Origin of the sequence: Panacibacter microcysteis, assembly GCF_015831355.1 — a bacterium.
GTDB lineage: Bacteria > Bacteroidota > Bacteroidia > Chitinophagales > Chitinophagaceae > Panacibacter > Panacibacter microcysteis.
The window spans coordinates 2,074,743-2,100,058 of record NZ_JADWYR010000001.1 but is presented as its reverse complement, the minus strand read 5'-3'; the positions used below and the strand labels follow the sequence as shown (position 1 = coordinate 2,100,058).

General features: G+C 42.4%; 19 protein-coding genes. 6 read left to right on the top strand and 13 right to left on the bottom strand.

Features of this window, described 5'->3' with window-relative positions:
• The first annotated feature begins 145 nt into the window (after positions 1–145).
• The 4 genes from I5907_RS08450 to I5907_RS08435 all read left to right on the top strand — a co-directional run bounded on the left by I5907_RS08450 (position 146) and on the right by I5907_RS08435 (position 5,890).
• Positions 146–1,747, top strand: coding sequence for a L,D-transpeptidase family protein (locus tag I5907_RS08450; RefSeq protein WP_196990277.1), 1,602 nt, complete (start codon positions 146–148; stop codon positions 1,745–1,747).
• Positions 1,748–1,867: 120 nt separating this feature from the next.
• Complete coding sequence (gene glpK / locus I5907_RS08445) at positions 1,868–3,364, top strand: glycerol kinase GlpK (RefSeq protein ID WP_196990276.1); 1,497 nt, start codon at positions 1,868–1,870, stop codon at positions 3,362–3,364.
• Positions 3,365–3,680: 316 nt separating this feature from the next.
• Positions 3,681–5,159 (top strand): glycerol-3-phosphate dehydrogenase/oxidase, encoded by a 1,479-nt coding sequence (locus I5907_RS08440; RefSeq protein ID WP_196990275.1) that lies wholly within the window; start codon positions 3,681–3,683, stop codon positions 5,157–5,159.
• Between the two features lie 23 nt (positions 5,160–5,182).
• Positions 5,183–5,890, top strand: coding sequence for an MIP/aquaporin family protein (locus tag I5907_RS08435; RefSeq protein ID WP_196990274.1), 708 nt, complete (start codon positions 5,183–5,185; stop codon positions 5,888–5,890).
• Positions 5,891–6,107: 217 nt separating this feature from the next.
• On the opposite strand, the gene I5907_RS08430 is transcribed toward I5907_RS08435, so the two are convergent.
• The 3 genes from I5907_RS08430 to I5907_RS08420 form a co-directional block, all read right to left on the bottom strand.
• Entirely contained in the window at positions 6,108–6,374 is a 267-nt protein-coding gene (locus I5907_RS08430; protein WP_231402000.1) for an ArsR/SmtB family transcription factor, read from the bottom strand.
• 135 nt (positions 6,375–6,509) lie between these two features.
• Entirely contained in the window at positions 6,510–7,202 is a 693-nt protein-coding gene (gene tsaB / locus I5907_RS08425) for a tRNA (adenosine(37)-N6)-threonylcarbamoyltransferase complex dimerization subunit type 1 TsaB (protein ID WP_196990272.1), read from the bottom strand.
• A 64-nt stretch (positions 7,203–7,266) separates the two neighbouring features.
• Positions 7,267–7,875: a 3-hydroxyacyl-CoA dehydrogenase family protein gene (locus I5907_RS08420; protein ID WP_196990271.1), complete on the bottom strand. Its 609-nt coding sequence runs from the start codon at positions 7,873–7,875 to the stop codon at positions 7,267–7,269.
• Positions 7,876–7,946: 71 nt separating this feature from the next.
• Here I5907_RS08420 and I5907_RS08415 point away from each other — a divergent pair, with 71 nt between their 5' ends.
• The gene (locus tag I5907_RS08415; protein ID WP_196990270.1) at positions 7,947–8,333 is read left to right on the top strand and encodes a RidA family protein; all 387 of its coding nucleotides are present in this window, start codon (positions 7,947–7,949) and stop codon (positions 8,331–8,333) included.
• 87 nt (positions 8,334–8,420) lie between these two features.
• Here I5907_RS08415 and I5907_RS08410 read toward each other — a convergent pair whose 3' ends face one another.
• The 5 genes from I5907_RS08410 to I5907_RS08390 form a co-directional block, all read right to left on the bottom strand.
• Positions 8,421–9,143, bottom strand: coding sequence for a YoaK family protein (locus I5907_RS08410; protein ID WP_196990269.1), 723 nt, complete (start codon positions 9,141–9,143; stop codon positions 8,421–8,423).
• Between the two features lie 60 nt (positions 9,144–9,203).
• Positions 9,204–9,611 carry a YidH family protein gene (locus tag I5907_RS08405; protein ID WP_196990268.1) on the bottom strand — a complete coding sequence of 136 codons (408 nt, stop codon included), beginning with the start codon at positions 9,609–9,611 and terminating at the stop codon, positions 9,204–9,206.
• A 186-nt stretch (positions 9,612–9,797) separates the two neighbouring features.
• Positions 9,798–11,171, bottom strand: a complete 1,374-nt coding sequence (locus I5907_RS08400) for a Gfo/Idh/MocA family protein (RefSeq protein WP_196990267.1) — start codon at positions 11,169–11,171, stop codon at positions 9,798–9,800.
• 173 nt (positions 11,172–11,344) lie between these two features.
• A complete protein-coding gene (locus I5907_RS08395) occupies positions 11,345–12,292 on the bottom strand; it encodes an aldose 1-epimerase (protein WP_196990266.1) in 948 nt (315 codons plus the stop codon).
• A gap of 334 nt (positions 12,293–12,626) precedes the next feature.
• Entirely contained in the window at positions 12,627–13,781 is a 1,155-nt protein-coding gene (locus I5907_RS08390) for an MFS transporter (protein ID WP_196990265.1), read from the bottom strand.
• Between the two features lie 97 nt (positions 13,782–13,878).
• Between I5907_RS08390 and I5907_RS08385 the strand changes: the two genes are divergently transcribed.
• Positions 13,879–14,286, top strand: a complete 408-nt coding sequence (locus I5907_RS08385; protein ID WP_231401999.1) for a Dabb family protein — start codon at positions 13,879–13,881, stop codon at positions 14,284–14,286.
• A gap of 112 nt (positions 14,287–14,398) precedes the next feature.
• Here I5907_RS08385 and I5907_RS08380 read toward each other — a convergent pair whose 3' ends face one another.
• From I5907_RS08380 to I5907_RS08360, 5 genes are all read right to left on the bottom strand, one after another.
• Entirely contained in the window at positions 14,399–16,126 is a 1,728-nt protein-coding gene (locus I5907_RS08380; protein ID WP_196990264.1) for a RagB/SusD family nutrient uptake outer membrane protein, read from the bottom strand.
• 36 nt (positions 16,127–16,162) lie between these two features.
• A complete protein-coding gene (locus I5907_RS08375) occupies positions 16,163–19,438 on the bottom strand; it encodes a SusC/RagA family TonB-linked outer membrane protein (RefSeq protein WP_196990263.1) in 3,276 nt (1,091 codons plus the stop codon).
• Between the two features lie 152 nt (positions 19,439–19,590).
• Positions 19,591–21,534, bottom strand: coding sequence for a T9SS type B sorting domain-containing protein (locus I5907_RS08370; protein ID WP_196990262.1), 1,944 nt, complete (start codon positions 21,532–21,534; stop codon positions 19,591–19,593).
• 221 nt (positions 21,535–21,755) lie between these two features.
• On the bottom strand, positions 21,756–23,456 hold the full coding sequence (locus tag I5907_RS08365; RefSeq protein ID WP_346266773.1) for an FG-GAP repeat domain-containing protein: 1,701 nt from the start codon (positions 23,454–23,456) through the stop codon (positions 21,756–21,758).
• Positions 23,457–23,543: 87 nt separating this feature from the next.
• On the bottom strand, positions 23,544–25,313 hold the full coding sequence (locus I5907_RS08360; protein WP_196990260.1) for a RagB/SusD family nutrient uptake outer membrane protein: 1,770 nt from the start codon (positions 25,311–25,313) through the stop codon (positions 23,544–23,546).
• Between the last annotated feature and the right edge of the window lie 3 nt (positions 25,314–25,316).

Here is a 25,316-nt window from a genome sequence, read left to right as displayed (position 1 = left end):
GAATGTGGGAAACATTTCAACCGGCATGACGACTTCTCTTTGTACATGGCTATACTATTTTGTTTACTTAAGCCTGCTTTGATAGCGATAAAAAAGTTTGTGATCATTCTGCTAAACACTAAATTCATATTACTAACACGTTTCTATGAAATCGATAGGCATTTTTGTATCAATCATGTTGCTATACTTATGCGTTGCCTGCGGAAATGGTGATGATAAAAACGTGGAGCGCGACACCAGCATTAATGAAATTACTTCTTTCAATAATCTCTTTTTAGACAGCAATAAGCTGGAAGGTTTCCTGTCCGGCAACAATCGCTTTCGCAAATATGAAAAGCAGTTTATTGACTTTTACAAACAAAGAAATTACGAGTATGCATGGTTTGACAGCAGTGGCCTTGGCGAACAGGCACGTGGTTTCATCAACCTGCTTAGCAGTACAATCAGTACCATGCACGACAGCAGTTTATATAACAGTAAACTTGTAACACTATACAATGCTTTTGAAGATAATGCAGTAAGAAAACACACGGCAGAAGAAGTGCTGAATACAGAACTGCTGCTTACAGGCCAGTTCTTTCATTATGCTGCAAAAATGTACAAGGGTACGGATAGTAATATCGCAGACCTTGGATGGTTTATTCCGCGAAAAAAAATTAATATCACAGCATTGCTCGATTCCGTTATTCAGACCGGGAACACAGAGGTAGATAAGTTTGCTGCACTTAATGCGGAGTATAAAAAGCTGAGTTCCTTCTTACCGTTTCTATATAAATTAGAGAAAGAAGGAAACTGGGATTCTATTCCGCAACGAAAGAAAGCATTGCATATTAATGACGATACTGTTATAATCGCGACAATAAAAGACCGCTTATACCGACTGGGAGATCTTGCCTATAACGACTCTACTACATTATTTGATTCGGCTTTGTTTTCAGCCGTACAATCATTCCAGCGTAGAATGGGCATTGGGGCCGACGGTGCGATTGGCCCTAAAATGATCGAAGAATTAAACATTACGCCTGCACAAAGAATACAACAGGTAATGGTAAACCTGGAGCGCATGCGCTGGATGCCGCCGCCGCACCGCGATCATGAATTTATTGCTGTAAACATACCCGAATACAAGATGTATGTTTACAATGAAGACACGTTGAAGATGGATATCAATGTTATTGTAGGTACCGCTGCCAATAGTACGGTAGTGTTTTCCGGTGATCTGAAATACATTGTGTTCGCTCCTTATTGGAAAGTTCCTTCTAAAATTGTGCGCAACGAGATTTTGCCCGCCATGCGAAAAGATACCGGCTACCTGCGTAAACACCAGATGGAACGTACAGGCGGCCCCGACACACTTCCGGCAATAAGGCAGTTACCCGGACCATTAAACTCGCTGGGCAAGGTCAAGTTCCTGTTTCCCAATAATTACGATATCTATTTCCATGATACACCCAACAGGAATCTTTTTTCAGCGTCCAGCAGAAGTTTTAGCCATGGCTGTATAAGAGTGGGAGAACCTAAGAAACTTGCAGAGTTCCTGCTGCGCAACGACACTTCATGGAATGAAACACGGATTGATACACTCATGAGTGGTGTGAAAGAAAAATGGGTAACATTACCGAGGGCAATACCCGTTGTAATCACTTATTTTACTGCATTTGTAGACGACCAGGGCATTCTCAATTTCCGGCGAGATATTTACAAACACGACGAGAAACTGGCTGATAAACTATTTGCGAAAGAATAGTTATTCATACTCTATAAAACCTCAAAAAAATTTATCATTACTTGTTGTATAAATGTGCTTCATCTAAGCTGAATCCTGTATCTTGAATGCCCATCGCTTCTTTACAAAACGATTTGCTTAATGAAAAAATTTATACTCGCTTTCGACCAGGGCACAACAAGTTCCAGGGCCATCGTATTCGATTATAACGGCAGCATTGTTGCTGTTGCGCAAAAAGAATTTACACAGATATTTCCCCAGCCCGGCTGGGTAGAGCACGACGCAGGGGAAATCTGGAGCACTCAACTGGGCGTTGCTGCTGAGGCCGTTTCGCAGGCAGGCATTACCGTAAAAGATATTGCTGCAATTGGCATTACCAACCAACGCGAAACAACCGTTGTATGGGACCGTAGAACAGGCCAGCCAATTCATCATGCTATTGTATGGCAGGACAGGAGAACCTCAACTTATTGCGATCAGTTGAAAGAACAGGGTTACCTGCAACCGATCCAGCGCAAAACAGGTTTAATAGTAGATGCTTACTTCTCGGCAACCAAACTAAAATGGATACTCGATAATGTGCAGGACGCAAGAAAGAAAGCAGAAAATGGAGACCTCTGTTTTGGTACTGTCGATAGCTGGTTGTTGTGGAAACTGACCAATGGAAAGGTACATGCTACAGATGTTTCCAATGCATCAAGAACCATGTTATTCAACATTCATACACTCGCCTGGGATGAAGACCTGCTTCAACTCATGGATATACCAAAGAATATGTTGCCCGAAGTTAAAAGCAGCAGCGAAATCTATGGCTATACAGAAAACATTATTACACCTGCCAATATACCCATCGCAGGCATTGCGGGAGATCAGCAGGCCGCATTGTTTGGCCAGATGTGCACACACGAAGGCATGGTAAAAAACACATACGGTACCGGTTGCTTTATGCTCATGAATACAGGAGAGCAGCCCGTATTTTCCAACAACAACCTGCTTACAACAGTTGCCTGGCAAATCAATGGCAAAACGAATTACGCATTGGAAGGCAGCGTGTTTATAGCAGGTGCAGTGGTGCAATGGCTTCGGGATGGTTTAAACATCATCCGCTCTTCCAAAGAAATAGAAGCACTGGCACAGCAGTGCGATACTACTGACGGCGTATATCTTGTGCCTGCATTTGCCGGTCTTGGCGCGCCTTACTGGAACCAGCATGCCCGTGGCACCATCGTCGGTATAACCAGGGGTACCGGCACGGCACATATCGCAAGAGCTGCGCTGGAAAGCATAGCATTTCAAACAATGGATGTGGTAAAAGCAATGGAGGCAGATTCAAAAATTTCCGTAAAAGAACTGCGTGTAGATGGTGGTGCAACAACCAATAATTTTCTCATGCAGTTTCAAAGTAACCTGTTGAATACAAAAGTTATCCGCCCAAAAGTTACTGAAACTACTGCCCTGGGTGCCGCATACCTTGCAGGCCTTGCCGTTGGCTACTGGGAAAATATGGATGCCATAAAAGCGCAGTGGCAGGTAGACCAGGTTTTTGAATCAACAATTGCAGCAGATGAAAGAGCAACACATGCCGGCAATTGGAAAAGAGCTATTGCAGCAACACGCTACTGGGCAGACCATGCGTAAAATGATGATGTAACGGGCAGCAGTTTTTTATGGCATCGCCTGTTGCCACGCTCGGTTCAACGTCCCGTTTTCATGGAGGCTGAAGCGATCTGTTTAAACGTGCCGTCAAAATGTAATGCCCGAAAAATGCGCTAAACAGAATTTCTTTTATATTAGATGTAAATGGCACACGGGTTTGATAATGTATAAGCGTCTCATGCATCAATAAAAAATCTTCGCCAGGCACACATGTAAAGACTGACATTTAACAAACAACAATATTGATTAGAATACAGGCAACAGCTTTTATAACCAAAGAAAAAGACAGGCAGGCAGCATGAACAGGAACAACATGTTGCAGCAATTGCAACAAACTTCAGAATGGGATATTGTAATCATCGGCGGCGGCGCTACCGGTCTTGGCGCAGCAGTTGATGCGGCCACACGTGGTTATAAAACTCTCTTGCTGGAAGCCTACGATTTTGGCAAAGGCACTTCCAGCCGCTCTACCAAACTGGTGCATGGAGGTGTAAGATATCTTGCACAGGGTAATATAAAACTGGTAATGGAAGCATTACGGGAAAGAGGTTACCTGCTAAAAAATGCACCGCACATTACAGCCCCGGCACCTTTTATTGTACCCGTATACAAGTGGTTTGATAAATTCTTTTACGGCGTCGGACTTAAAATGTATGATATTCTTGCAGGCAAACTAAGCCTCGGCAAAACACAACTGCTCAGTAAAAAAGCCACGCTTGAAAAACTGCCTGGTATCAATCCAAAAAATCTTAAGGGCGGCATTTTATATTTTGACGGACAGTTTGATGATGCAAGACTTGCAACCGACCTGGCCTCTACAGCCGCAAAACACAATGCTGTAATCATCAACTATTGCGAGGTTACCGCGCTTGATAAAACCGGCGGAAAAATAAACAGCGTAAGTTTTGAAGATATACTAAACAATGTCTCCTACACCGTTAAAACAAAAGTTGTCATCAATGCAACAGGCGTTTTTACAGATGACATTATGCAAATGGATGATCCGGAAAACGAAATGCTTGTTCTGCCATCACAGGGCATTCATCTTGTTGTAGACAAACAATTTTTTCCTGGTGAGAATGCATTGATGATACCTAAAACAGACGACGGACGTGTACTCTTTGCCGTACCATGGCATAATAAAGTTGTACTTGGCACAACAGACACGCCTGTAGACAACATAAGTTTTGAGCCTGTGCCGCTGGAAGAAGAAATTGTCTTTGTACTGCAACACGCCAATCGCTATTTGTCGCGGCAAATAGAACGCAGCGATGTACGAAGCGCCTTTGCGGGTTTACGGCCGCTGGTGAAACAAAAAGGGGCAAAAAGCACTTCTATGGTAAGCAGGGACCATACCATCATTGTTTCTACATCCAACCTTGTAACGATTACCGGTGGTAAATGGACAACGTACCGGCGAATGGCAGAAGATGTGGTTAACAACGCTGCATTTGCTGCTAAACTTCCTAAAAAAGCATGCATAACAAAAACACTTGTTATCGGCAACAGTAATGCGGGTAAGGGAACAGGCTTTCTTCAAAGAGAATATGCACTTACAGATGATGAGATCGTGCGTATGACACAGGAAGAAATGGCCATGACTGTAGATGATATCCTGGCAAGAAGGACAAGAATTTTATTGCTCGACGCAAAAAAAGCCATGGCTATGGCACCCCATGTAGCACGTATTATGGCCGGTGTGCTTGCCAAAGATGAAGAATGGATAAACAACCAGGTGGAAGACTTTTTACAACTGGCTAATAATTATACCATCTAACATTTTATAAACCTCTATTGATTATGTCACCATTTATTGCAGAAGCGGTGGGCACCGCCATTTTACTTATCCTTGGCGATGGCGTTGTTGCCAATGTTATACTTACCCGGACAAAGGGTTTCAACGGTGGCCTTATTTCTATAACGATTGGCTGGTGTATGGCCGTATTTGTTGGTGTGTATGTTTCTGCAGCAGCCAGTGGTGCGCATTTAAATCCTGCTGTAACCATTGCACTGGCATATGCAGGAAAGTTTGACTGGGCGCTGGTGCCGCAATACCTGGCAGCGCAAATGATTGGTGCAATGACCGGTGCTTTTCTTGTATGGGTTGCTTATAAGCAGCATTTTGATGAAACACCAGACCCGGATGTAAAACTGGGCGTATTTTGTACTGCACCGGCCAAACGGCATTCGATGCATAATTTTATAACGGAGTTTATCGGAACATTTGTTTTTATGTTTGCGGTGTTGTCTATAAGCAAGGCTTCTTCAAGTCTTGGTTCTTTAGATGCTTTACCTGTTGCGTTGGTTGTACTGGCAATTGGTTTAAGCCTGGGCGGGCCTACAGGCTATGCTATAAACCCTGCACGTGACCTGGGGCCACGCATTATGCATTTTCTGCTACCTATTAAAAACAAGCGGGACAGCGACTGGAGTTACAGCTGGATACCGGTTGTTGCGCCTATCGCAGGTGCCATGGCTGCTGTACTGCTGTATAATGCGCTGGTATAAGATTGACTGCGCCGGTACAAACCCTTAGATCAGAAGACTGGTAAAATGCAAGTTGTTAGGCCCGGAGTTGTTGCTTGTTGACCTGCTGTACAAGAGTGCGACGCAACAGACGATGCCATAGAATACAACTGCCCGGCCCATCAGTTTTTTACCAGGGGCATAAAAAAGCGACCATAACAGCGTGCTGCTGTTATAGTCGCACTGCTAGCAAAATTTTTTAACCCACGAGTTGTTCTACAAAGTTGTTCACTTCTTTAATACGCTTGTAATTAACAGCGTAGTAAATAAATTTTCCCTCCCGGAGTGCAACTACCAAACCTGCTCTTCTTAGAATAGCGAGGTGTTGTGAGGTAACTGACTGCTCGAGTCGTAACTCAATGTAGATTTCTGTTACGGTTACTTTTCGTTTTTCGTCCAGCAACTTTAAAATTTGTTGCCTCAGTTTGTGATTCAATGCCCGTAGAATGAGCATTGCTTTTTTCATGTGCAAAAAGTCTAACCGTACGTTCTCGTTTGTTTCGGGGTCGTTAATAACTGCGATTTGCTGGTGGTTCGTCATTACGGTTTCATTCTGAGATTAAAAAATAGTAACAGGTATATGTAAAATTATAATAATTTTTTAAGTTTTTGGCACTGATTGATGTGTAAAGAACTCCTTTACGTACACCGGCTCACTGTATGCCAGGTTATTAAATAGTTGTTTATCAAATGCTTTGTGGCCCAAAACGGCTGTTTGCCGTATAGTGTGCTCAACCGGCGAAAATGATGTATGCATTTTAACTTCCAATTGCTTTAATTTATTGCTTCCGCTGCCGCTAAAAACTATGTGCGTATGCGGCGGAAAAAAATCCGGCGGAATTTCACTTAAAATCATTGCACAGGCCTGCCGGATGTAATTCAAAGAACTGTCAAACAATGCTGTAAAAACCTCCATGCGTCTTGCGTCAATCATGGGGCAATAAACCACATTTTGTGTATCAATAATCTCGCCTGTTTCAATTACCGCCTGCGCCATTACCTCCAGTGTGTTGATCATGATCAAAGGCTTTTGCAAGGCGTAGCATAACCCTTTTGCAGTTGCCAGGCCTACACGTAACCCTGTATAGCTACCCGGACCGGCTGTTACAGCAACGGCATCAAGCATGTTTAAATCAACTCCTGTATAATTACGTAGTGATGCAATTGCCGGTTGTAAAAAAGCGCCATGATTTTTTTGATCACGACTCTCCTCCAATGCTAATATATATGCATTTTCGCTAATACAAACACCGGCATAGCCTGTAGCGGTATCTATGCTTAGTAATAAAGCCAATTCTTACAATATTTATTAAGCTCAATAATAAAAGAGGCCTGGCAGTAGTGGGGAAAATTGACCTTTAAGAAAACACCTCCTGTTCAATTATTGGTGCTGTAAGGTACCTATTTTCCTTAACAGAAAGCGCAATAAGTAACATATAAATTTTTTTTAACCCAATCACCTGCGCCCATTCAAACGGCCCGTATGGATAATTGGTGCCAAGCTTCATTGCTGTATCTATGTTTTCTTTTGTGCTTACGCCCTCTTCCAGGGCAAAATATGCTTCATTTACAATCATTGCAATTGTTCTGGCCGCTATCATCCCCGCCACGTCGGGGGCAAAAGTATGTGTCCAGCCAAGTTCGTCCATAACTTTTTTTACGATCGGCTTGTTTTTTTCCGAACTCGCTACTTCCACACGTTCCCGCTTCAAAAATCCATTCCATGCGTTTATGCGAATAAAGTTAGCAGGCAATTCTTCCAATGTTTTAATAACGGCACTAACAAAAACTGGTTTTTGCTCCGGGTAAAAGAGAGCAGATTTTTCTTCAAACAAAAGGTCAACATATACGTCAGCGTCCACATTGAATACATCATCACCATACACAAATGAAACATCAGCAGCGCCTGCAGGCTTGCTTAACCATTCTTCCTGCTGCTGCGGGGAGGATCTGACAATTATACGCATGGTAAAAAAATAAGCAACAAAAATAGGTTGCCCGGTTCAGCCAAATGCTGCAACTTGCCTGAAAATTTTGTATGAGCAAACAAATCATAAATACCACCAATGCACCCGCTCCCATCGGCCCTTATAACCAATCTGTAAAAGCCGGCGGGCTGCTGTTTATCAGCGGACAAATTCCTATGCACCCGGAAACAAGTGAAATTGTAAGTGGCGACATCATTGCAGAAACAACACAGGTAATGAAAAACCTGGAAGCTATTTTAGCTGAAGCCAAACTAACCTTTGAGCATGTAGTAAAGACAACAATTTTCCTGACTGATATGGGTTTGTTTACTGCTGTAAATGGCGTGTACGGATCATTCTTTAACGGCGATTACCCAGCCAGGGAAACAGTAGCAGTAAAAGCGCTGCCACGCAATGTAAATGTGGAGATCAGTATGATTGCAACGGTAGCATTATAGTTTGTTTACGGGCAGTTGTGCATGCATGAAGCTTTTGTTGTGTCACTCACTTGTACGTCCTGTTCTTTGCGCGGCAGTTGCGGGCACTTACTTCTTCAGCTTTCTGGCAATGGTAATTACTTTGAATTTGAAGTAATCATAAATAATACCTGCCAGCAGGCAAACAACGCTTACCAGTAATACATGCATATTAAAGCGGTTGTAAAATACACCGCCAACTATACCACCGGTAAAGAAGAAGCTTATAATCGTCAGCCGCAGCCTTATGGAAGAAAGCAACTGCTTTTTCTGTTGTGCTTCTTTATAAAAAAACAACTGAGATAACTCAATACCAAGGTCTGTAAACAAACCCGTAAGATGCGTGGTTCTTACAACCGCATTGGAAATTTTTGTAACCAGCGAATTTTGCATACCCATAGCAAAAAGCAGGCTGCATGCAATTGCATCAGGCAAACGTGTTGCATATGCAGGCCCATATACGGCAACAACCAGCAGAATAAGGCTTTCTGCAATAACCGGTACAATAAACTCGTAGCGTTCATTTACACGCTGCAGATACTCCACCATAACGCCCGATACAAAAGAGCCAAGCAGGAAAAAAAAGATATATGAGAAAAAAACAAGCGCCTTCAAAAAGTTTAGCCTGAATACTTCATCTACCAAAAAAGCAAAATGCCCGGTAACATTGGTTGTTAACCTTTGCACAGCAAGAAACCCAACCACATTTACCATGCCTGCAACAAAAGAAAGTAACGATGCAATTTTAAGATTGTGGGCTAATGTTCTTGTTTTACCAGTATGCCTGAACATGCAGAAAGTAATTAACGGGAGTTGACATTAAACTATTACTGATACAATTACGGCGCAAGGTTATTTTATATTTGGCAACAGGTAAATTACCAACAAAATGCTGCCTGCAACAATGCTTATAGTAACCACTACACTTAGCCATTGCGAAGGAAAAAAAGAACCGCTCTTTAGTTGCTTTTCAATAGCACGGTAACGCCAGAAAGCCAGTACGGCCATAATAGCACCCAATGCTACCATAATGACACCAATAATTACCGAGTAGCCCCTGCCGGTGCTAACCGCGCTATTCGTTTTTTCGCCCAGCACAATACCAATCTGTTTTATAAACAACGCAAACTTTACAATAACAAAACCAAAACCCATCAATGCTATGCTTGTTCTTATCCAGGCCAGAAATGTTCGTTCATTGGCGAGGTGATCTGCAGGACCAGCAGTTTTTTTTGCGGCTATATCAGTATTATTATCCATGAAAAAGATTGCCGTAAAGATAACTATTTACAACCTTTATGTATGGACATCAAAAGACTTGTATGAACATCAAAACTCCGAATAAAAGATGGCAGCCAACGAAGCATCGTTGCTGCATAACGATATACAGTACAAGTGAGTGACACAACAGGCGATGCCACGAAGCACAAAGGCCGGCTTCCAAAACTACTTGTTCAACATAACAGGCTCGATGGTTTTGTTTAACCTGCTGCGTTCTGCAGCAAATGCCATGAGGTGGCTTTCAACAGAAACGTCGATGGTTGAAGAAAGTACCTGTGCATCCTGGTGACCAACAGCCTGCACCCAGTCCTGCATCAGGCGGTGATCTCCGCCACCATGGTAATCTGTTTTAAGGCTCCAGCTTGTTTCGCGGCCTGTTTTAAAATCTGTAATGGTATAGGTCTCCATGTTCCCCACTATGTCGCCTTTTGTGCCCATTACGCGTGTACAGCGGCCTTCGTAAGAAGTAAAGGCCTCCATAGAAAATGCGGCAGTAATATTTTTTTCGAACTGGATGTTTACCGTAAGATGATCAGGCTGGTCATTATCCATACGATACACACAGCGCCCATAGTTGGTATTGAAAAGATTGCGCAGAATGATCTTATTCCATTTGCCGGTATCTTCAGGCAAGTCGAAAACGTACAAGCGCTTTTTATCTCTTAAATAAATCTGTATTGCAGAAAACGGGCATTCGCCTTCTACTGCACAACCATCGGTACACCGCTCTGTACTTCCTTCAGGCGCATTCTCTTGTTTAAACCAGGAAAGGCCTCCAAAACACTGAACATACCGGGACGGTTCGTTGATAAGCCAGCGAAGTATATCTGTATCATGACAACTTTTGGCCAAAATGATTGGTGAAGTTTGTTTGCTGTTTCTCCAGTTACCACGTACGTACGAATGCGTCATATGTACATACTCTATAGGCTCCAGGTGTTGCACACTGATGATTTCGCCGATGGTTTTTGCATCCAGAATTTGTTTCAGTTGCCGGAAGTATGGGGAATAACGCAGCACATGGCAAACACTTACAATGCGCCCATAGTTTTTTGCTGTTTCGAGTATGATCCTGCATTGCTCTTCTGTAGGTGCGGCCGGCTTTTCAAGCAGCACATCATAACCACATTCAAGTGCTTTCATGCAGGGCTCAAAGTGCAGGTTATCGGGTGTTGCAATGATAACTGCATCGGCAAATTTTTCGCGTTTGAATACATCTTCCCAGTCATAAAACCTGTTGGCGGCAGGTATGTCGTGCTTGCGTGCAAACCTGCCATTGCGTACTGCATTGGGTTCGGCAATACCCACTATATTTACCTCATCTGGTCGTATAAAGGAATAATCGGCGTATATATTACCCCTGTGGCCGGCACCGATCAATATAGCTGTTACAGGCTTTGAAAGTGGCCTGTGCAAAGGGTTTACATAGATATCCTGGCTTAGCCCGAAAAGATTGGCAATCTCTTTCCACGTTAGCAATATCGATTCCGTTGCTGTTTTAAGTGCCCGTGTTGGTGATAGAAGTTCCCTCAGTGTCATGCTTAGTGTTTTTCCGGTTTATTCCTGCGCACATTGCCAGACAAGATGATAAAGGTATAGACTGTAACACAAGTTGTGCCATACAGGCAATCAAAAAATTTTACATTGATATTTTACAGAATTATATAGATTTTGATCTTTCGGTTTGTGGTTGCCAGGCATTGTAATCTTATCTATACAATGGCCAACTGGTACGTAGTTTCAAACGTTGTAGCATTACCTGGCGGTAATACTATTAACCCTATGCCATTATTAAACGCATCGGGAACACTGCTGAGATTTTCAATAGCAATGCTGCGCCTGTCGTTTGGTGTAAATATTTGCAGGTAGGGGTATGAGGCAGCAGGCGTTATACTTAGCTGAAGCCCGTTAAAAGGGTTTCTGATAGTGCACGAAACTTCATTTGTAGCTGCGAGCTCGAAACAATTATCCAGCGCGGTGTTTCCAAATCTTTTTGTGCGTGCAAAAGTTGTGTAAGGTACAAGATCGCCTGTCGGCAAAAGGCCATTGTCAAATACAACCATACGCCTGCTGTTAAACTGTACCAGCAGTTCATCAACCTTTACACCAAAAGTAAAGTATGGGTGCCAGCCATCGCTTATTGGTATGGCTGTACCAGCTTTATTCGTAACTTTTGTTGAAAGCAATAATCGGTTTTCTTCGTGCAGTTTATAGGTGACCTCCATTTCAAACCCGAATGGGAAACCCTCGTCTGTTTTGTTATAGGTGTATAACAGCACTACATAAGCGGCGTGCTCATCTGCACCATGCTCTTTTACCTTAAAAGACTGATCGAAGAGCAGGCCATGTATTGCAGCGCTGCCCATGTAAAACTTTTTTATTTTGTGCGCCACGCTGTTAAATGTGTATTCACCATTCTTTAACCTGCATACAAACGGACTAAGCTTTGTACTTTTAAAACCTTTGGAAACATTGGCCACGGCATCCTGCATTGAGATAAACCCATCTATAACGTTTACGGGCTTATGATCTACCGGAACAGCAAATGTATTGAGCAATGCACCAAAAGAATATATCTCTGCCGTGCACCCGCTAATATTATCCTGCAGCAGTATAATGTTTTCTTCACCTTGTTTTGTAATACTTACCGAGCATGCCATGATCTCAAATTTCGGTCAAGCTAATAAATTTTGCCGGCCGGTAAAAATTCAATCGTTTGTGTAAATGTTCGTAGGGCACCTGATAGTTTGTGATCGCACGATTTAAACAGGTGGATGGTTTTGAGAGCGGGCATTGGTTTTTCATGGCATCGCCGGTTGTGTCACTCACTTCAGCGTTCCTCTTTTATGGCGTCTGAAGCGATCTGTATGTATATTTCGCATTGTTGGATTACGGGAAAATCTTTGCTTCGTTCTTCGCGTGGCTGCACAATGCTTCTACAGTACAAGAGTGCGACGCAACGAAAGCTTCACTCTTATACTGCTGCCTGGTACATTATTCCACTTTAGCATTAGATGCCAATACGGCTGTGCCAAAACCAATAATAGCCATAAGCCCAAACGACCATTGTAAGCTAAGTGCTTCCGCTATATAACCAATAATTGGCGGGCCAAAAAGGAAACCAAGAAACCCTACACTCGAAACAAGTGAGATAGCTATACCGGCAGAGAGTTTTGTTGATTTGCCGGCAAGACCATAACTGAGTGGCACTACAGAAGAAACCCCAAAACCGGTGAGAAAAAAACCGAATGCAGCTGCGTAGATATTTGGAAAAATAACTGCGGTTAATAACCCGGTTGTAATAAGCGTACCACTGGCCTGTAAAACGCGTGTAGCACCAAATTTTGTAACCATTGTATCTGCAATAAACCGGCCTGTTGCCATTGTTGCCATAAACACAGTGTAGCCTACGGTTACCAGGTACGATGGTGCTTTTACTATATCTCTGAAATAAATACCACTCCAGTCAAACATGCAACCTTCGCAACCCATACAACAAAACGCAATAATACCAAGTGTTATAACAGACTTTATATTGCTCCATTTAAACTGGAATTTGGTTTTTTCACGACCATGATCATCTTCGCGTAGTGTGTGTCGAAAAAAAATGATTACGGCGATTATCATCAACGATGCCACCAGTATAAAATGGTGTAAAGGTGATATGCCTTGTGAGACCATTAATGTACCGATGGCAGCACCTGTAAACCCTGCAAGGCTCCACAACCCGTGAAATGACGCCATGATAGAACGTTTGTACAACGCCTCTACCCCCACAGCCTGTGTATTTACCGAGATATTCATAAGATTACCGGCCATACCGAAAAAGAAAAGCGCCGCCACGAGTTGCCAAACGGTATCGACAAGGCCTATGCAACAAAGAATAACGGCATAGATGAAAGAGCCTGCCAGCAAACAGTTGCGGCTGCCAAATCTTGTAACAAGAAACCCTGCTAATGGCAGGCACAACATAGAACCTACAGGCGAAGCAAAGAGTACAGAACCAAGTGCTGCCTCACTTAAGTTTAAATGATGTTGTATATCTGGTATGCGTGCTGCCCATGTGGCAAAACACAAGCCGGAGATGAAGAAAAAATTGCTCACGCCAATTCTTGCCGGGCGATGGAGCGCAATGTTGCCTGCTAACATATGCACAAATTTAATGTCAAAAGCATTCTGCATTTTATTTTAGAGGGCTCATTTACAGTGTTTGTTTTATGTGCATCTTCTTTTGTATTTTCATAACATGAAAAAAACCAGCAGAAGAAAATTTATAGCAACAGCAACATCTGCCGGTTTTGCTGTTGCAGTTTCAGCAAAGCCATTAAACATGAAAGCAAAAAGCAAACAGGTAGCACACCATGCATTATTTTGGTTAAAAAACCCAACTTCAGTGGAAGACAGGGATAAACTGGTGGAAGGCGTAAAAGGTCTTGCCAAAATAGAGACGATTAAACAAATACATGTAGGTGTACTGGCGAGTACAGAAAAGCGGGAAGTAGTAGATACCAGCTGGCAGGTTTCTGAAATCATGTTTTTTGATGATCTTGAAGGCCAGGCCACTTACCAAACGCATCCTATACACCAGGAATTTATTAAAAACTATGGGCACCTGTGGGCGAAAGTAGTTGTATATGATGCGCTTGAAGCTTAGGCCTTAATGCATTCTGTTTTTGAATTATCGTATGTGTATCTACACCTTATAATTAAAAAGCTCACCGGAAATAACCGGCGAGCTTTTTTTCAACTGCTTGTTTTAAGTGATACTAGTAACCTGGATTTTGTGTCAGGCTGGAGCCATACTTTGTTGCAAGATCAATAATTGAAGAAGGTATTGGAAAATATTCGTGTTTACCTTTTACAAAAACTGCCCCGGCTTTATACACTCTTTTTGTTTTTTCCTTTTCAATGTATGCGTTAAGTGTTTCGGCGGCTATTCCCCATCTTACAAGGTCAAAGAAACGATGACCTTCCTGGGCAAGCTCTAACCTTCTTTCGAAACGCACGGCTGTTCTTGCATAATCCTGGTTAGGGAAAGATGCATACAATCCGATCTGGTAGTTCGCATCTGCCTGCTCAGACGTAAGATCGCCAGGTACTTCTCTCACCCAGCTTATCGGGTTTTCAGCTCTTGCACGTACCCTGTTTATATAACCACGTGCCACTTCTAAAGAACCAACTTCTATTTCAGCTTCTGCAGCCATTAGCAACACATCTGCATAACGGATAATATAAATATCTTTTGCTGTGATATTTTTCCAGCCGGAAGACGTTAATACATTCGCTTCTTTTTTGGAGAAGATGTGTTTTTTAGGGCTGAAAGGGCCTGCATAGTTCTGGTCGCGAATCCATGAAACACCCGGATGCACACCCCAGTCCCAGAAAAATATACCTTTTCTACCTACTGTCCAGTCTAACCTTGGATCCAGCGGAGTAACATTATCATTCTGATATGCTGCTCCATCTGCAACACCCTGGTCGTTCTTAAGATCAGCGTTATTGAAAGTAGAGAACAACGGCAATCCGTTAGCGTCAGTCTTATACGCGTTCACAAGATTTTGCGAAGGCTGAAAGAAGCCGCAGCAACCAAAGTCGCCACCGTAAGGGAATGCAAGACCTAAAGAACGTTCACCGCTACCGTCCACAGTTCCAGAAGCCGCTGAGGCTACTGCAAAAACACTTTCCATACTGTTATCATAAGCTGGATCAAAATTTTTCCAGTAAGCATCCTGTAAGCCGTATGCAGCACCTGATGAATTTTTACCACTGGTAATGATAACATCGAATAATGCTTTTGCCTGCGTAAACTTACTCTGGAACATGTAGCATTTAGCCAGGTAAGCTGCAGCAGCCCATTTGTTTACCCTTCCAACCTGAGATTGTGTTTCAGGAAGATTATCATAAGCAAACTGGAAATCTGCTTCAATTTCAGGCCATATATCACTTGAATTATTGTATACTGTTGTTGTGTCACTGATAAACGGCACCTTATTCCACAAGCGCTTTGCATCAAAATGGTAATGTCCACGTAAAAATCTCGCCTGGGCAATAACAACTTTCTTTTCATCGTCTGTCATATCTACAACCGCTGGATCAGATGTTAATCTAATAACATCGTTTGCACGAGACACACCTTCATAGACTGCAACCCATTTGTCATAAAAATAAGGATTTGCAGATTGTGATTGATACATTTCAACCTCAGTCATTTGTGGCTGATCATTTGCATCCGTACCTTTATAAGCATCATCTGCGGCAACACCTGCAGTAGCCCAGTTTACAGCAGAAGGGGCCCATGTACTATTTACACCCTGGCCGTCTAAAACCCCGTAGGCTCCCACCAACAGCGCGTCAATTGCCTTTTTATTTTTTACTTGATCCAAACCATACTGACCGTATGGTTGGGCAGTCAAAAAATCTTCCTTGCAACTATAAATTACAGTCACAAATCCCGTCAGGATGATTGCGATTATAATCTTATTTGTATTTTTCATTACACAAATTTTAAAATAATTAATAACTTTTATTGACTAAAATACAACGTTAGCTCCTACAGAAATTATTCTTGGCGTTGGGAAATTTCCGTAATCTACCCCGAGGCTGTTTGCATCGGATCTTCTAGATCTGTAGTCGTTCCGACCTACAATTTGAGTTGAGATTTCAGGATCTAAGCCAGTATATTTTGTAATTGTAAATAGGTTCTGGGCCTGAACATAAATGCGGAATCTGTCAATGCTTAACCTCTTAAGAATATTTGCAGGCAAGGAGTAACCGATGGATAAATTTCTAAGTCTCAAGTATCCACCAGATTCTACGTAATAACTTACGGGTACCTGGCCGCTAGCGCCATCAGAACCATCAAGTACAGGCAGCTTGGCATTGGTATTCTCAGGAGTCCAGCTATCATATAAAACCCTTCTGTCCCTGTTGCCCTGAAATGTATTGAAATCAGTCCAATACCGAACATAGTTCACAATATCGCCACCATTTTTCCAATATAAAGACGTGCTTACGTCAAAATTCTTGTAAGAAGCATTGAAATTAAATCCCATCGTGAAATTAGGATGTGGATTTCCCATGAAAGTTCTATCGTTTACATCAATAATACCATCAGGCTTTCCTTCCGGACCAGATAAGTCTTTGTATCTCCATTTCCCAATACCCTCATTATTCTGAACGATTGCGTCCATGTCTGCCTGCGTTTGAAAAAATCCATCGATGATATAACCATAAAACATCGAAATAGGCTGACCTGTAACAGACCTGTTAAATGGATCAATTCTAGATCTACTTCCTTCGAAATATGGATCAGCGATATTACCCACCTTGTTACGATATAAAGAGAAGTTTATACCAGCATCATATTTGAAATCTCGGTTACCACCTCTATAGCTCACAGCCAAATCAATACCTTTATTAGTCATATCACCAATATTTGTTGGCTGTCTGAATATATTTCCACCGTATAAAGTGGGGTCTAATTGTCTGTCATAAATCAGATCAGTGGTTTTGCGGGTATAAAGATCTAAAACTATATTAAGGCTACTTTTGAATAAAGTGGCATCCAAACCAACATTTGTAGTTGCTGACTGTTCCCATTTAATATCTGGATTACCTATGGATCTGTGCATCATTCCCGGGGTAAATCCTGTATTATTTCCGTCAATAGGATATCCTGCTGCAAAAGGATCAAATACGTAAGAAGTTATAAATCCAAAATCTACAGTGTTGTCATTTCCTAGTAGACCATATCCGACCCGAAGCTTAAGATCGTTAAGCCAATCGATCTTTCCCTGCATAAATTTTTCTTCTGATATTCTCCATCCCGCGCTACCAGAAATAAAGTTTCCATATTTGGAATTAGGACCAAATGCGTTTGATGATCCGTCTCTTCTAAACGTTCCACTAAGTAGATATTTATTTGAATAAGTGTAATCGATTTTACCTATAATCGGTGAATATTTGCGGAATCTATATTCGTAGCTCTCACCATAGGGTGTAGTTCCCAGGCCGGTACTAACCTGCTGAAAAAGCCTCTCAAACAAAAAGTAATTGTTATTTCTTGCAAAAACACCTCTTCCCTGTCCCTGTACCATTTCAGTTCCGATAAGGGCTCTTATGTCATGATCTAATCCAAATGTTTTATGAAAATTTAATGTATTGTACCATGTCATCGTATATCCATAATTATGACCCTCGCCATATTCTCCTACTCCACCTCTGCCTTCTGCATTTTCATAAGCCGGTATGTTGAAATAATTATACCATCCGTTGCTATAATCCATTCCAAGTACTGTTTTCAACGTGAAATACTTAAGGAAATCTACTTCAGCGTACGCCGATCCTATGATACCAACCTTTTTGTCTTTGTTATTTTGCCCCCTGTAAAGATCAGCATATGGATTAGAGGCATTTCCAAGGTTTGATCCTCTTGTTCCTGCGAAATTTCCCGCTATATCATATACCGGAACGATAGGCTGCATACGGTAAGACATTGAAATAGCATTTCCTTCATCCTGGTTGTTAAACCCATGCTTATCAATTATGCTTACCTGTAAATTCTCTCCAAGGCGAACCTTATTTTTAATTACAAAATTGGTATTCGCCCTGATTGAATATCTTTTGTAACCAGTGAATACTATAATCCCATCCTGGTCAAAATAGTTTAAACCTAAAACATAGTTACCTGTTTCCGATCCTCCCGATACGCTAAGATTATGGCTTTGCATTGGGGCGGCTTTAGTAATAGCATCCATCCAGTCTGTTCCTGTTTTATTTGCAGCAACTATTAAATAGGTACCGGATCCATTAACGTCATTAAGATTTAGCTTGTATTTTGCAGGGTTTGCGCGATCTTCGGGATCACCTTCCATTACGCTACTACCAGAGCCAGCTAGAATGTAGTCAGGAATGATTGGAACATCTGTTGAGTCTTGACCGCCATTGTATTGTCCTAAATTATACTTAGTAGTTCCTGGAGGTAGGTCGGAGCCAAGCTGAAGTCTTAAAAGATACTCGCCATATTCAGCGGTATTTAACAGGTCATATTTTTTTGTGAGTGACTGCACACCATAATATGCATCATAAGTAACTTTCGGTTTACCTTTTCCTCTTTTGGTTGTGATGATGATTACACCATTAGCTGCGGCTGCACCATAGGCGGCAGCGGAAGAACCATCTTTCAGTACCTGCAGAGACTCAATATCATTCGGGTTAAGATCAGAGATAGAGCTAACGCGTGCACCATCCACTACGTACAGAGGTTCATTCTGATTGAAAGTAGTAAATCCACGAATACGGATTGACGCACCGGCACCTGGTACGCCCGATGTACCAACGGTAACGCCTGAAGCTTTACCTTGTAGAAGGCTTTCAACGTTAGAGCCTGGATTTGCCAGCAATTCTTTGGTATTCACCACCGTAACGGAACCAGTGATATCCTTTTTCCGTTGTGCTGTATAACCTGTAACCACAATCTCATCCAGCGTAGACGATTTGTCTTTTAGCGATACGGTTACATTCGTCTGGCTCGTAACATCTACTTCCATTTCGTCAAAGCCCACAGAAGAGATTACAAGCGTGTTTTTGCCGGCAGGTACATTAATTGTAAATGTACCTGTAGCGGAAGTTGCTACACCTACACTTGTGCCTTTAACCAAAACCGATGCACCAACGATCGGCTGATTGTCTTTCGCACTTTTTACAGTGCCCGAGACGGTTTTTTGCGCAAATGCTGCAACGGAAAGAAAAACGAGAATAAAGGCCGCGCAAAGGCGCACGGCCAAGCAATCGATTTTTTGTCTCATAAACGGCTGTTTGGTGTTGTTTTTATTAATTGGGACAGTCTAAATTAGGGGAAAAATAATATTTTGTTAAAAAAATTATACTATTTTTTAGGAATTTGTTGTGATATCTCATTCTGAATGAATGAATTCTCCACATTTTAGAGCGTTTCCAATTACCGAAGCAACGTAAGCGTTCCCTGCTTCACGAGCGATTTTTCCTGGACATTCACCAGCTCCAATCGATAAACATAAACGCCGGCAGGTTGAAGCATGCCATTGTAAGTTCCATCCCAACCTTTGTACTTGTCATTGGTTCTGAATAATAATTTACCCCATCGGTTAAATATCAAAAATTGTTGTACTCGATAAGTATCCAACGGGATTATCCTGAATTTATCATTTTTACCATCCCCGTTTGGAGTAAAAGCATTCGGTACCCTGATGTCCTTATAAACAGTTACCATTACTTTATCAGTACCTGATCCGCAGCCGACTGCTGAACTTGCTGTGATAGTATATTCTGTGCTTTTCACCGGATTGACCTTTGGTTTCACTGTATTGATATTGTCAATAAACGTATTGGGAGCCCATGAAAAATTAACCAATGTACCTTTTACCCTGGCATCCAAAACAGCAGTATCTCCTTCAAGAATGACTTTATCTATTCCTGCACTGAGTTCGAGATTTCTATATACGTTGATAGTTAGGTAAGTGGAATCTTTGCAACCGTAACTATTTGTTACAACAATCTTATATTCAGTTGTATCTCCCGGAGTGGCAACAGGGTTAGGAACAGCATCATCTGACAATCCTGCAGAAGGATACCATTTAAATGACCCTCCTCCGGAAGCGGACACGAGCAACTGCTGACTCTGCCCTTCACAAACCGCTTTAGCCGGTTGCGCTGAGATAGTAGTGCCCGGGTAAATTTTCAGGTAAAACGAATCAAACTTTGTGCAGCCATAATAAAATGTTTGCTTGAGTGTATATAGCCCTGTGTCTTTATAGCCGACTGATGGAATAGTGGCACGGGGATCGGCTACGGAATAAACATAACTGTTGGGGCCTCTCCACAATACCTCCAAAGCCGACGGATCTGTTGCAGGAAGTAAAAGATCTTTCTGTAAACAGCCAATAATGTTTTGTGGAGGATCGTGCGGTGGTACGGGGTAAATTTCGGTCGGTATAACATTAGACGCAATTCTGCAATTGATGGAACCAATGTTTGCATTTTCTGCCGCAACCATCCGATATTCAATGTGTCCACTAGTTCTTCGTGGAATGGCATACAGGGCAGATTGAGCCCCCGCAATATCCTGCCATGTTTTACCTGAGTCTGTACTGGCCTGCCATTGAACAGCAGGATTTGCAAAACCGGCAGATATATTTCCCTGTAATATAAATGGATTTGAGTAATCAGCACACACGTAACCAGGCTCTGTACTGCCATCAAGTGTGATGGCCGCCAAAGGCCCACAACTTTGCAATGTGATATCATCTATTACAAAACCGCTTCCGCAGCCGGGACTGGGATTTGTAGTAATACTGGCAATTACAGATGGTGTATTGGCCGGCGTATTGAATGCAACACCATATTGTACCCATAGCCTGTCATCTGCAACCGGAATATCCCCTGTGGAAGCTGATGCGAGTATTGTACCATCAAGTGTTTTGATGGTAAAAGTAACGTTGGCCAGAACAGGGTTTCCACCGCAGGTGAAATGCTGCATAGCATTCGAAATCCAACCGGAAAAGACATAGTTGGTGTTATCGCACAGATCATTGGCTGTATCTGTAAAAACAGTGCCGGGCGTACTCTCTGCGTTAATGAGCATGTAATTGCCATTGAGATCTCCGGTATGATCGCCAATCATTTTGATCCACGATTTATCATCATTACTGCCGCAGCCAAAAAGAAAACTGCTTATAACGTACTGACCCTTGCCGGGGCAGCCACCTGTACGCTCAAAGGTGGTAGTTTTCCCGGGCATGCTAAAGTTTCCACCTGCTCCAAAATTCATGTTGATGATAGGATCTCCTAATGTTCCGGAACATAACTGTGCCTTCACCAAAGGCGCGATGATAACGAAACAACAAAAGAGAAAGTAACTTTTCATGGCATCGATTTCAAGGCAGGATGAATGTTTGTATTACAATAGCAGCCAAAAAACAGATCGCTTCAGCTCATACCTGCTGTGCAGTTGAAGAGTGCGACGCAACGATGTTTAATAGTATTACTGCTGCCGGGTACAAAATATTTATTGCAATTTATGTGTTTTACACAGCCATGCATTGCTTTGGCAAACTTATTCTTTTACAAACAAAGGCATGGGTGGAGCTATTTTTTTACATTTTTGAGCAGCAGGAATGGAGGTCCCTTTTCAAATGACCTGGCAGATTTGAACATTGCCGGTGCTGAAAAATTCCCGAGCACTATATCCAGCCTGCCATCACCATCCAGATCGCCTGCGTCCATTGTTAGCCACCGGCCCGATTGTGTGGCGGGAATGGTAGATGCGCTGAAGTTTAAGCTGCCTTTGTTTTCGAAATAGACAAAACCTTCTTCCGGCCTGTTGATGTAATCTGCGAAAAATGAAATGGTAGCAATATCGATATCCCCGTCTTTATCAAAATCTCTTGCAATTGCTTTAAAGCATCCATTGATATGAAAGAAAAATTGTTGGGTAAAATTATTCTTACCATCATTCAGGTAAATGTATAAGCCGTGATACGGCTTTAATACCGGAGAAAAATCTGCATTATCTCCGCAGGTATACACGATGTCATTAAAACCATCTTTGTTAATGTCTGCAAGATCGAAACTTGTTGAACCAAAAGACGGGATAAAGCGCAGCAGGCGCTTTTCTTCGAAGCTGCCTTTGCCTTTATTGGTATACAAAAAGATACTTTCATCGCCCTGTGCAAACAAAACAAATATGTCCTGCAAGCCATCATTGTTATCATCTTGAATAAATGCTTTAATAGCACCCGGCACCTCTCTTATTACATGCTTGTCATACACATTACTCCCTTTGTTTTCAAACCACGATAGCATTCCTTTAAGATTGCCATATTCACATACCAGGTAGTCCTGCTTACCATCATTATTAAAATCAACAGCGGTGATCTGAACAGGCCGCCTCAGGCCGCCGAACATTACCGAAGTATCATATTCCATTCGTTGTTCTTTACCAAGCCTGATCTTATTTGCGGTACCTGTAGTGCCATTGTTTGGTATCATAATACCAATGTTACATGCGATAGCGCTATCATTCAGTTGGTCAACGTCAACAACGGGCCACTGTGCATAAATTGAGTCAACTGCCTGTAACCTGTTGTTATATCTTGTTACACTCCTGTTGTTTACATCATTGATGAGCAGTGTATGATTTTGCCTGCTGGTATCTATCCCTACAAAGCAAATGCGGGCACTATCATTGGTTGTCTGAGGATTCAAAGCCTGGAACAATGGCAGTTGTTTTTCGATGGGTCGATCGTTTGCGGAAGCATGCAGACTGTCTGGCGCAAGTGACGTATAATAATCTACAATGTTCTGCCATTGCGTGCTGGTAAGTACAGCCCGGGCGGGATAAAAAGCAGCACCAATATCTTTATCATGCTTATAAGACGGATAAGTTTTATAGTTGTGCTCAAAGATGCCCAGACGCGGCCCCATCATAGGAAGCACGCCGCTCTCCCAGCTTTTGGCATCGAGGTCTTTCGGGTCTGGCAATGCATGGCAGGACTGGCAATAAATTGCGGCCAGTTTCTCACCCGCTTCAATACTTTCATCGCTTACGTGTTGGTGACTTCTATTTTTTTGATATTGCTTACATGAAGCCAGGCTAATACAAGTTATCAATATGCAAAAGGCTGTAATTAACTGGTTCCTTACGCTCACGTTATCTCCTGATGTTTTAAGCTTTAAACGAATAGTGTATTGTAGTATGTACCCGGCAAATACTTTCAATGAAGCTTTTGTTGCGTCGCACTCTTGTACTGCAACAAATATGGCATCGGGTGCGTAAATGTAAACCACGCGACCATTATATCGGTTGGTTTTGTTCACACAATAATAAAAAAGGTAGAGCCAGAGCTCTACCTTTTTACTATACATATAAGACTACTAGTAACCCTGGTTTTGCACCAATCTTTCAGTACCATCTGAATTAAGGTTGTCAATCTCGCCCTGTGGTATTGGGAAGTACTCGTTTTTGTTTGGAGTCCATTTAGCATTTGCTTTTAATGGCATGAATGCTCTCTCCCTGTCGTAATACGCATTCAACACGGTGTTTGCGGTTCCATACCTTACAAGGTCGAAGAAACGGTGGCCTTCCATTGCAAGTTCCAATCTTCTTTCGAACTGAACAGCTTTAACAGCATACTCCTTAGAAGGGAATGATGTATACAAACCGATCTTGTAGTTGTCAGCAGGAGTAGTTTGTGTAGCATACATTGCTGCACCGGCATTGTAATCGCTGTTCTTGTAAACCCATCCTGTTGGATCTGCTGCCCTGCTACGAACCTGGTTCACATAATCTTTAGCGGCTGTAAGATCGCCTGCATCGGCAGCACATTCGGCAGCCCAAAGAATTACATCGGAAAAACGTATAATATTCACGTTGTTTGCCACAAGTTGGGTAGGTCCCCAGTATGCACTACCTACGTCAGAATACTGATCTTTTTGAGATGATGCATAAACATTCTTCTTAGGGCTAAAGTGGCCATCGGCACCGGGATTCCTGATCCATGCGTCACCTGGATGTGGACCCCAATCCAGGTAAGGGATTCCTTTTCTACCCATTACCCAGTCAATTCTTGGATCAAGCGTTCCAACATAGGGACTTGTAACAGCGCTAACACTTAAACCAGTGTACCAGGTATCAAGCAATGGCAAGCCATTAGCGTCTGTTTTGTATGCATTGGCAAGATCCTGTGATGGGTTGTAGAAACCGCAACAACCACCAGGACCACCGTTATAAGGAAAGTTTAAAATGTCTCCGTAGTTACCATTCGGATCGCCACCCCAGTCTACAGAAGATTGATCCTGTACTGATGTCTGCGCTGCAAAAACCGACTCAGCACTATTCTTTTGTGCAGGATTAAAATTGGAGTAGTAGTGAGGCATTAGCGCATACTTCTCGCCTTTAGCTGTTTTACCATTTGCAATAATGTCTTTCAGAAGTGTATATGCCTCTGCATATTTATGCTCAAACATGTATGCCTTCGCAAGCATTGCTTTAGCAGCCCATTTATTAGCTCTACCAACGTCAGCGCCCCATGAGTCAGGGAGATTATCCGCCGCAAATTGTAGATCAGCTTCAATTTTAGGCCACGCATCTACCGTGTTTGTAGTTGTCTCTAAAGTATTCAACTCGTCTGCATAGACAATGTTATTGAAAACTTTTTTCAATTCCATATGAAAATAAGCGCGTAAGAATCTGGCTTGGGCGGTTATTGTTGTTGACAACTCAGGGGCGATATCAGTTGCCAAAGGCAATACTCTTAACACATCATTACAACGCGACGCACCTGAATAACAAAGCTTCCATTTCTGAGGAATTGCCCCATTGGTAGGAGTGATCGACCAGTCTTCCATAGGAGCAGCATCAGCTACATCGGACGGGTCTGATCCTTTATATGAATCATCCCCTGCTACACCACCATAAATCCAGTTGGAAGCCCCGGATGCAAAACCGTCACCAGAAGCACCTTCGCCATCGACTAGTGAATAAGCTCCTATGAGAATCCCCTGAACCCCTGTTTCAGTGGCAACAATTTCCGGGTTTAAGGTTCCTAAAGGTGGTTTATTCAGAAAATCTTTACTACAGGCAGCTAAGACTGCAAAAAGCGAGAGTCCGGCTGGTATTATAAATTTAAATTTTATCTTTTTCATATA

Excerpts from the sequence above, each read along its gene's own strand:
- I5907_RS08450 (WP_196990277.1), top strand. The coding sequence starts at position 146 with ATGAAATCGATAGGCATTTTTGTATCAATCATGTTGCTATACTTATGC.
- glpK (WP_196990276.1), top strand. The coding sequence starts at position 1,868 with ATGAAAAAATTTATACTCGCTTTCGACCAGGGCACAACAAGTTCCAGG.
- I5907_RS08440 (WP_196990275.1), top strand. The coding sequence starts at position 3,681 with ATGAACAGGAACAACATGTTGCAGCAATTGCAACAAACTTCAGAATGG.
- I5907_RS08435 (WP_196990274.1), top strand. The coding sequence starts at position 5,183 with ATGTCACCATTTATTGCAGAAGCGGTGGGCACCGCCATTTTACTTATC.
- I5907_RS08430 (WP_231402000.1), bottom strand. The coding sequence starts at position 6,374 with ATGAAAAAAGCAATGCTCATTCTACGGGCATTGAATCACAAACTGAGG.
- I5907_RS08420 (WP_196990271.1), bottom strand. The coding sequence starts at position 7,875 with ATGCGTATAATTGTCAGATCCTCCCCGCAGCAGCAGGAAGAATGGTTA.
- I5907_RS08415 (WP_196990270.1), top strand. The coding sequence starts at position 7,947 with ATGAGCAAACAAATCATAAATACCACCAATGCACCCGCTCCCATCGGC.
- I5907_RS08410 (WP_196990269.1), bottom strand. The coding sequence starts at position 9,143 with ATGTTCAGGCATACTGGTAAAACAAGAACATTAGCCCACAATCTTAAA.
- I5907_RS08405 (WP_196990268.1), bottom strand. The coding sequence starts at position 9,611 with ATGGATAATAATACTGATATAGCCGCAAAAAAAACTGCTGGTCCTGCA.
- I5907_RS08400 (WP_196990267.1), bottom strand. The coding sequence starts at position 11,171 with ATGACACTGAGGGAACTTCTATCACCAACACGGGCACTTAAAACAGCA.
- I5907_RS08395 (WP_196990266.1), bottom strand. The coding sequence starts at position 12,292 with ATGGCATGCTCGGTAAGTATTACAAAACAAGGTGAAGAAAACATTATA.
- I5907_RS08390 (WP_196990265.1), bottom strand. The coding sequence starts at position 13,781 with ATGTTAGCAGGCAACATTGCGCTCCATCGCCCGGCAAGAATTGGCGTG.
- I5907_RS08385 (WP_231401999.1), top strand. The coding sequence starts at position 13,879 with ATGAAAAAAACCAGCAGAAGAAAATTTATAGCAACAGCAACATCTGCC.
- I5907_RS08380 (WP_196990264.1), bottom strand. The coding sequence starts at position 16,126 with ATGAAAAATACAAATAAGATTATAATCGCAATCATCCTGACGGGATTT.
- I5907_RS08375 (WP_196990263.1), bottom strand. The coding sequence starts at position 19,438 with ATGAGACAAAAAATCGATTGCTTGGCCGTGCGCCTTTGCGCGGCCTTT.
- I5907_RS08370 (WP_196990262.1), bottom strand. The coding sequence starts at position 21,534 with ATGAAAAGTTACTTTCTCTTTTGTTGTTTCGTTATCATCGCGCCTTTG.
- I5907_RS08360 (WP_196990260.1), bottom strand. The coding sequence starts at position 25,313 with ATGAAAAAGATAAAATTTAAATTTATAATACCAGCCGGACTCTCGCTT.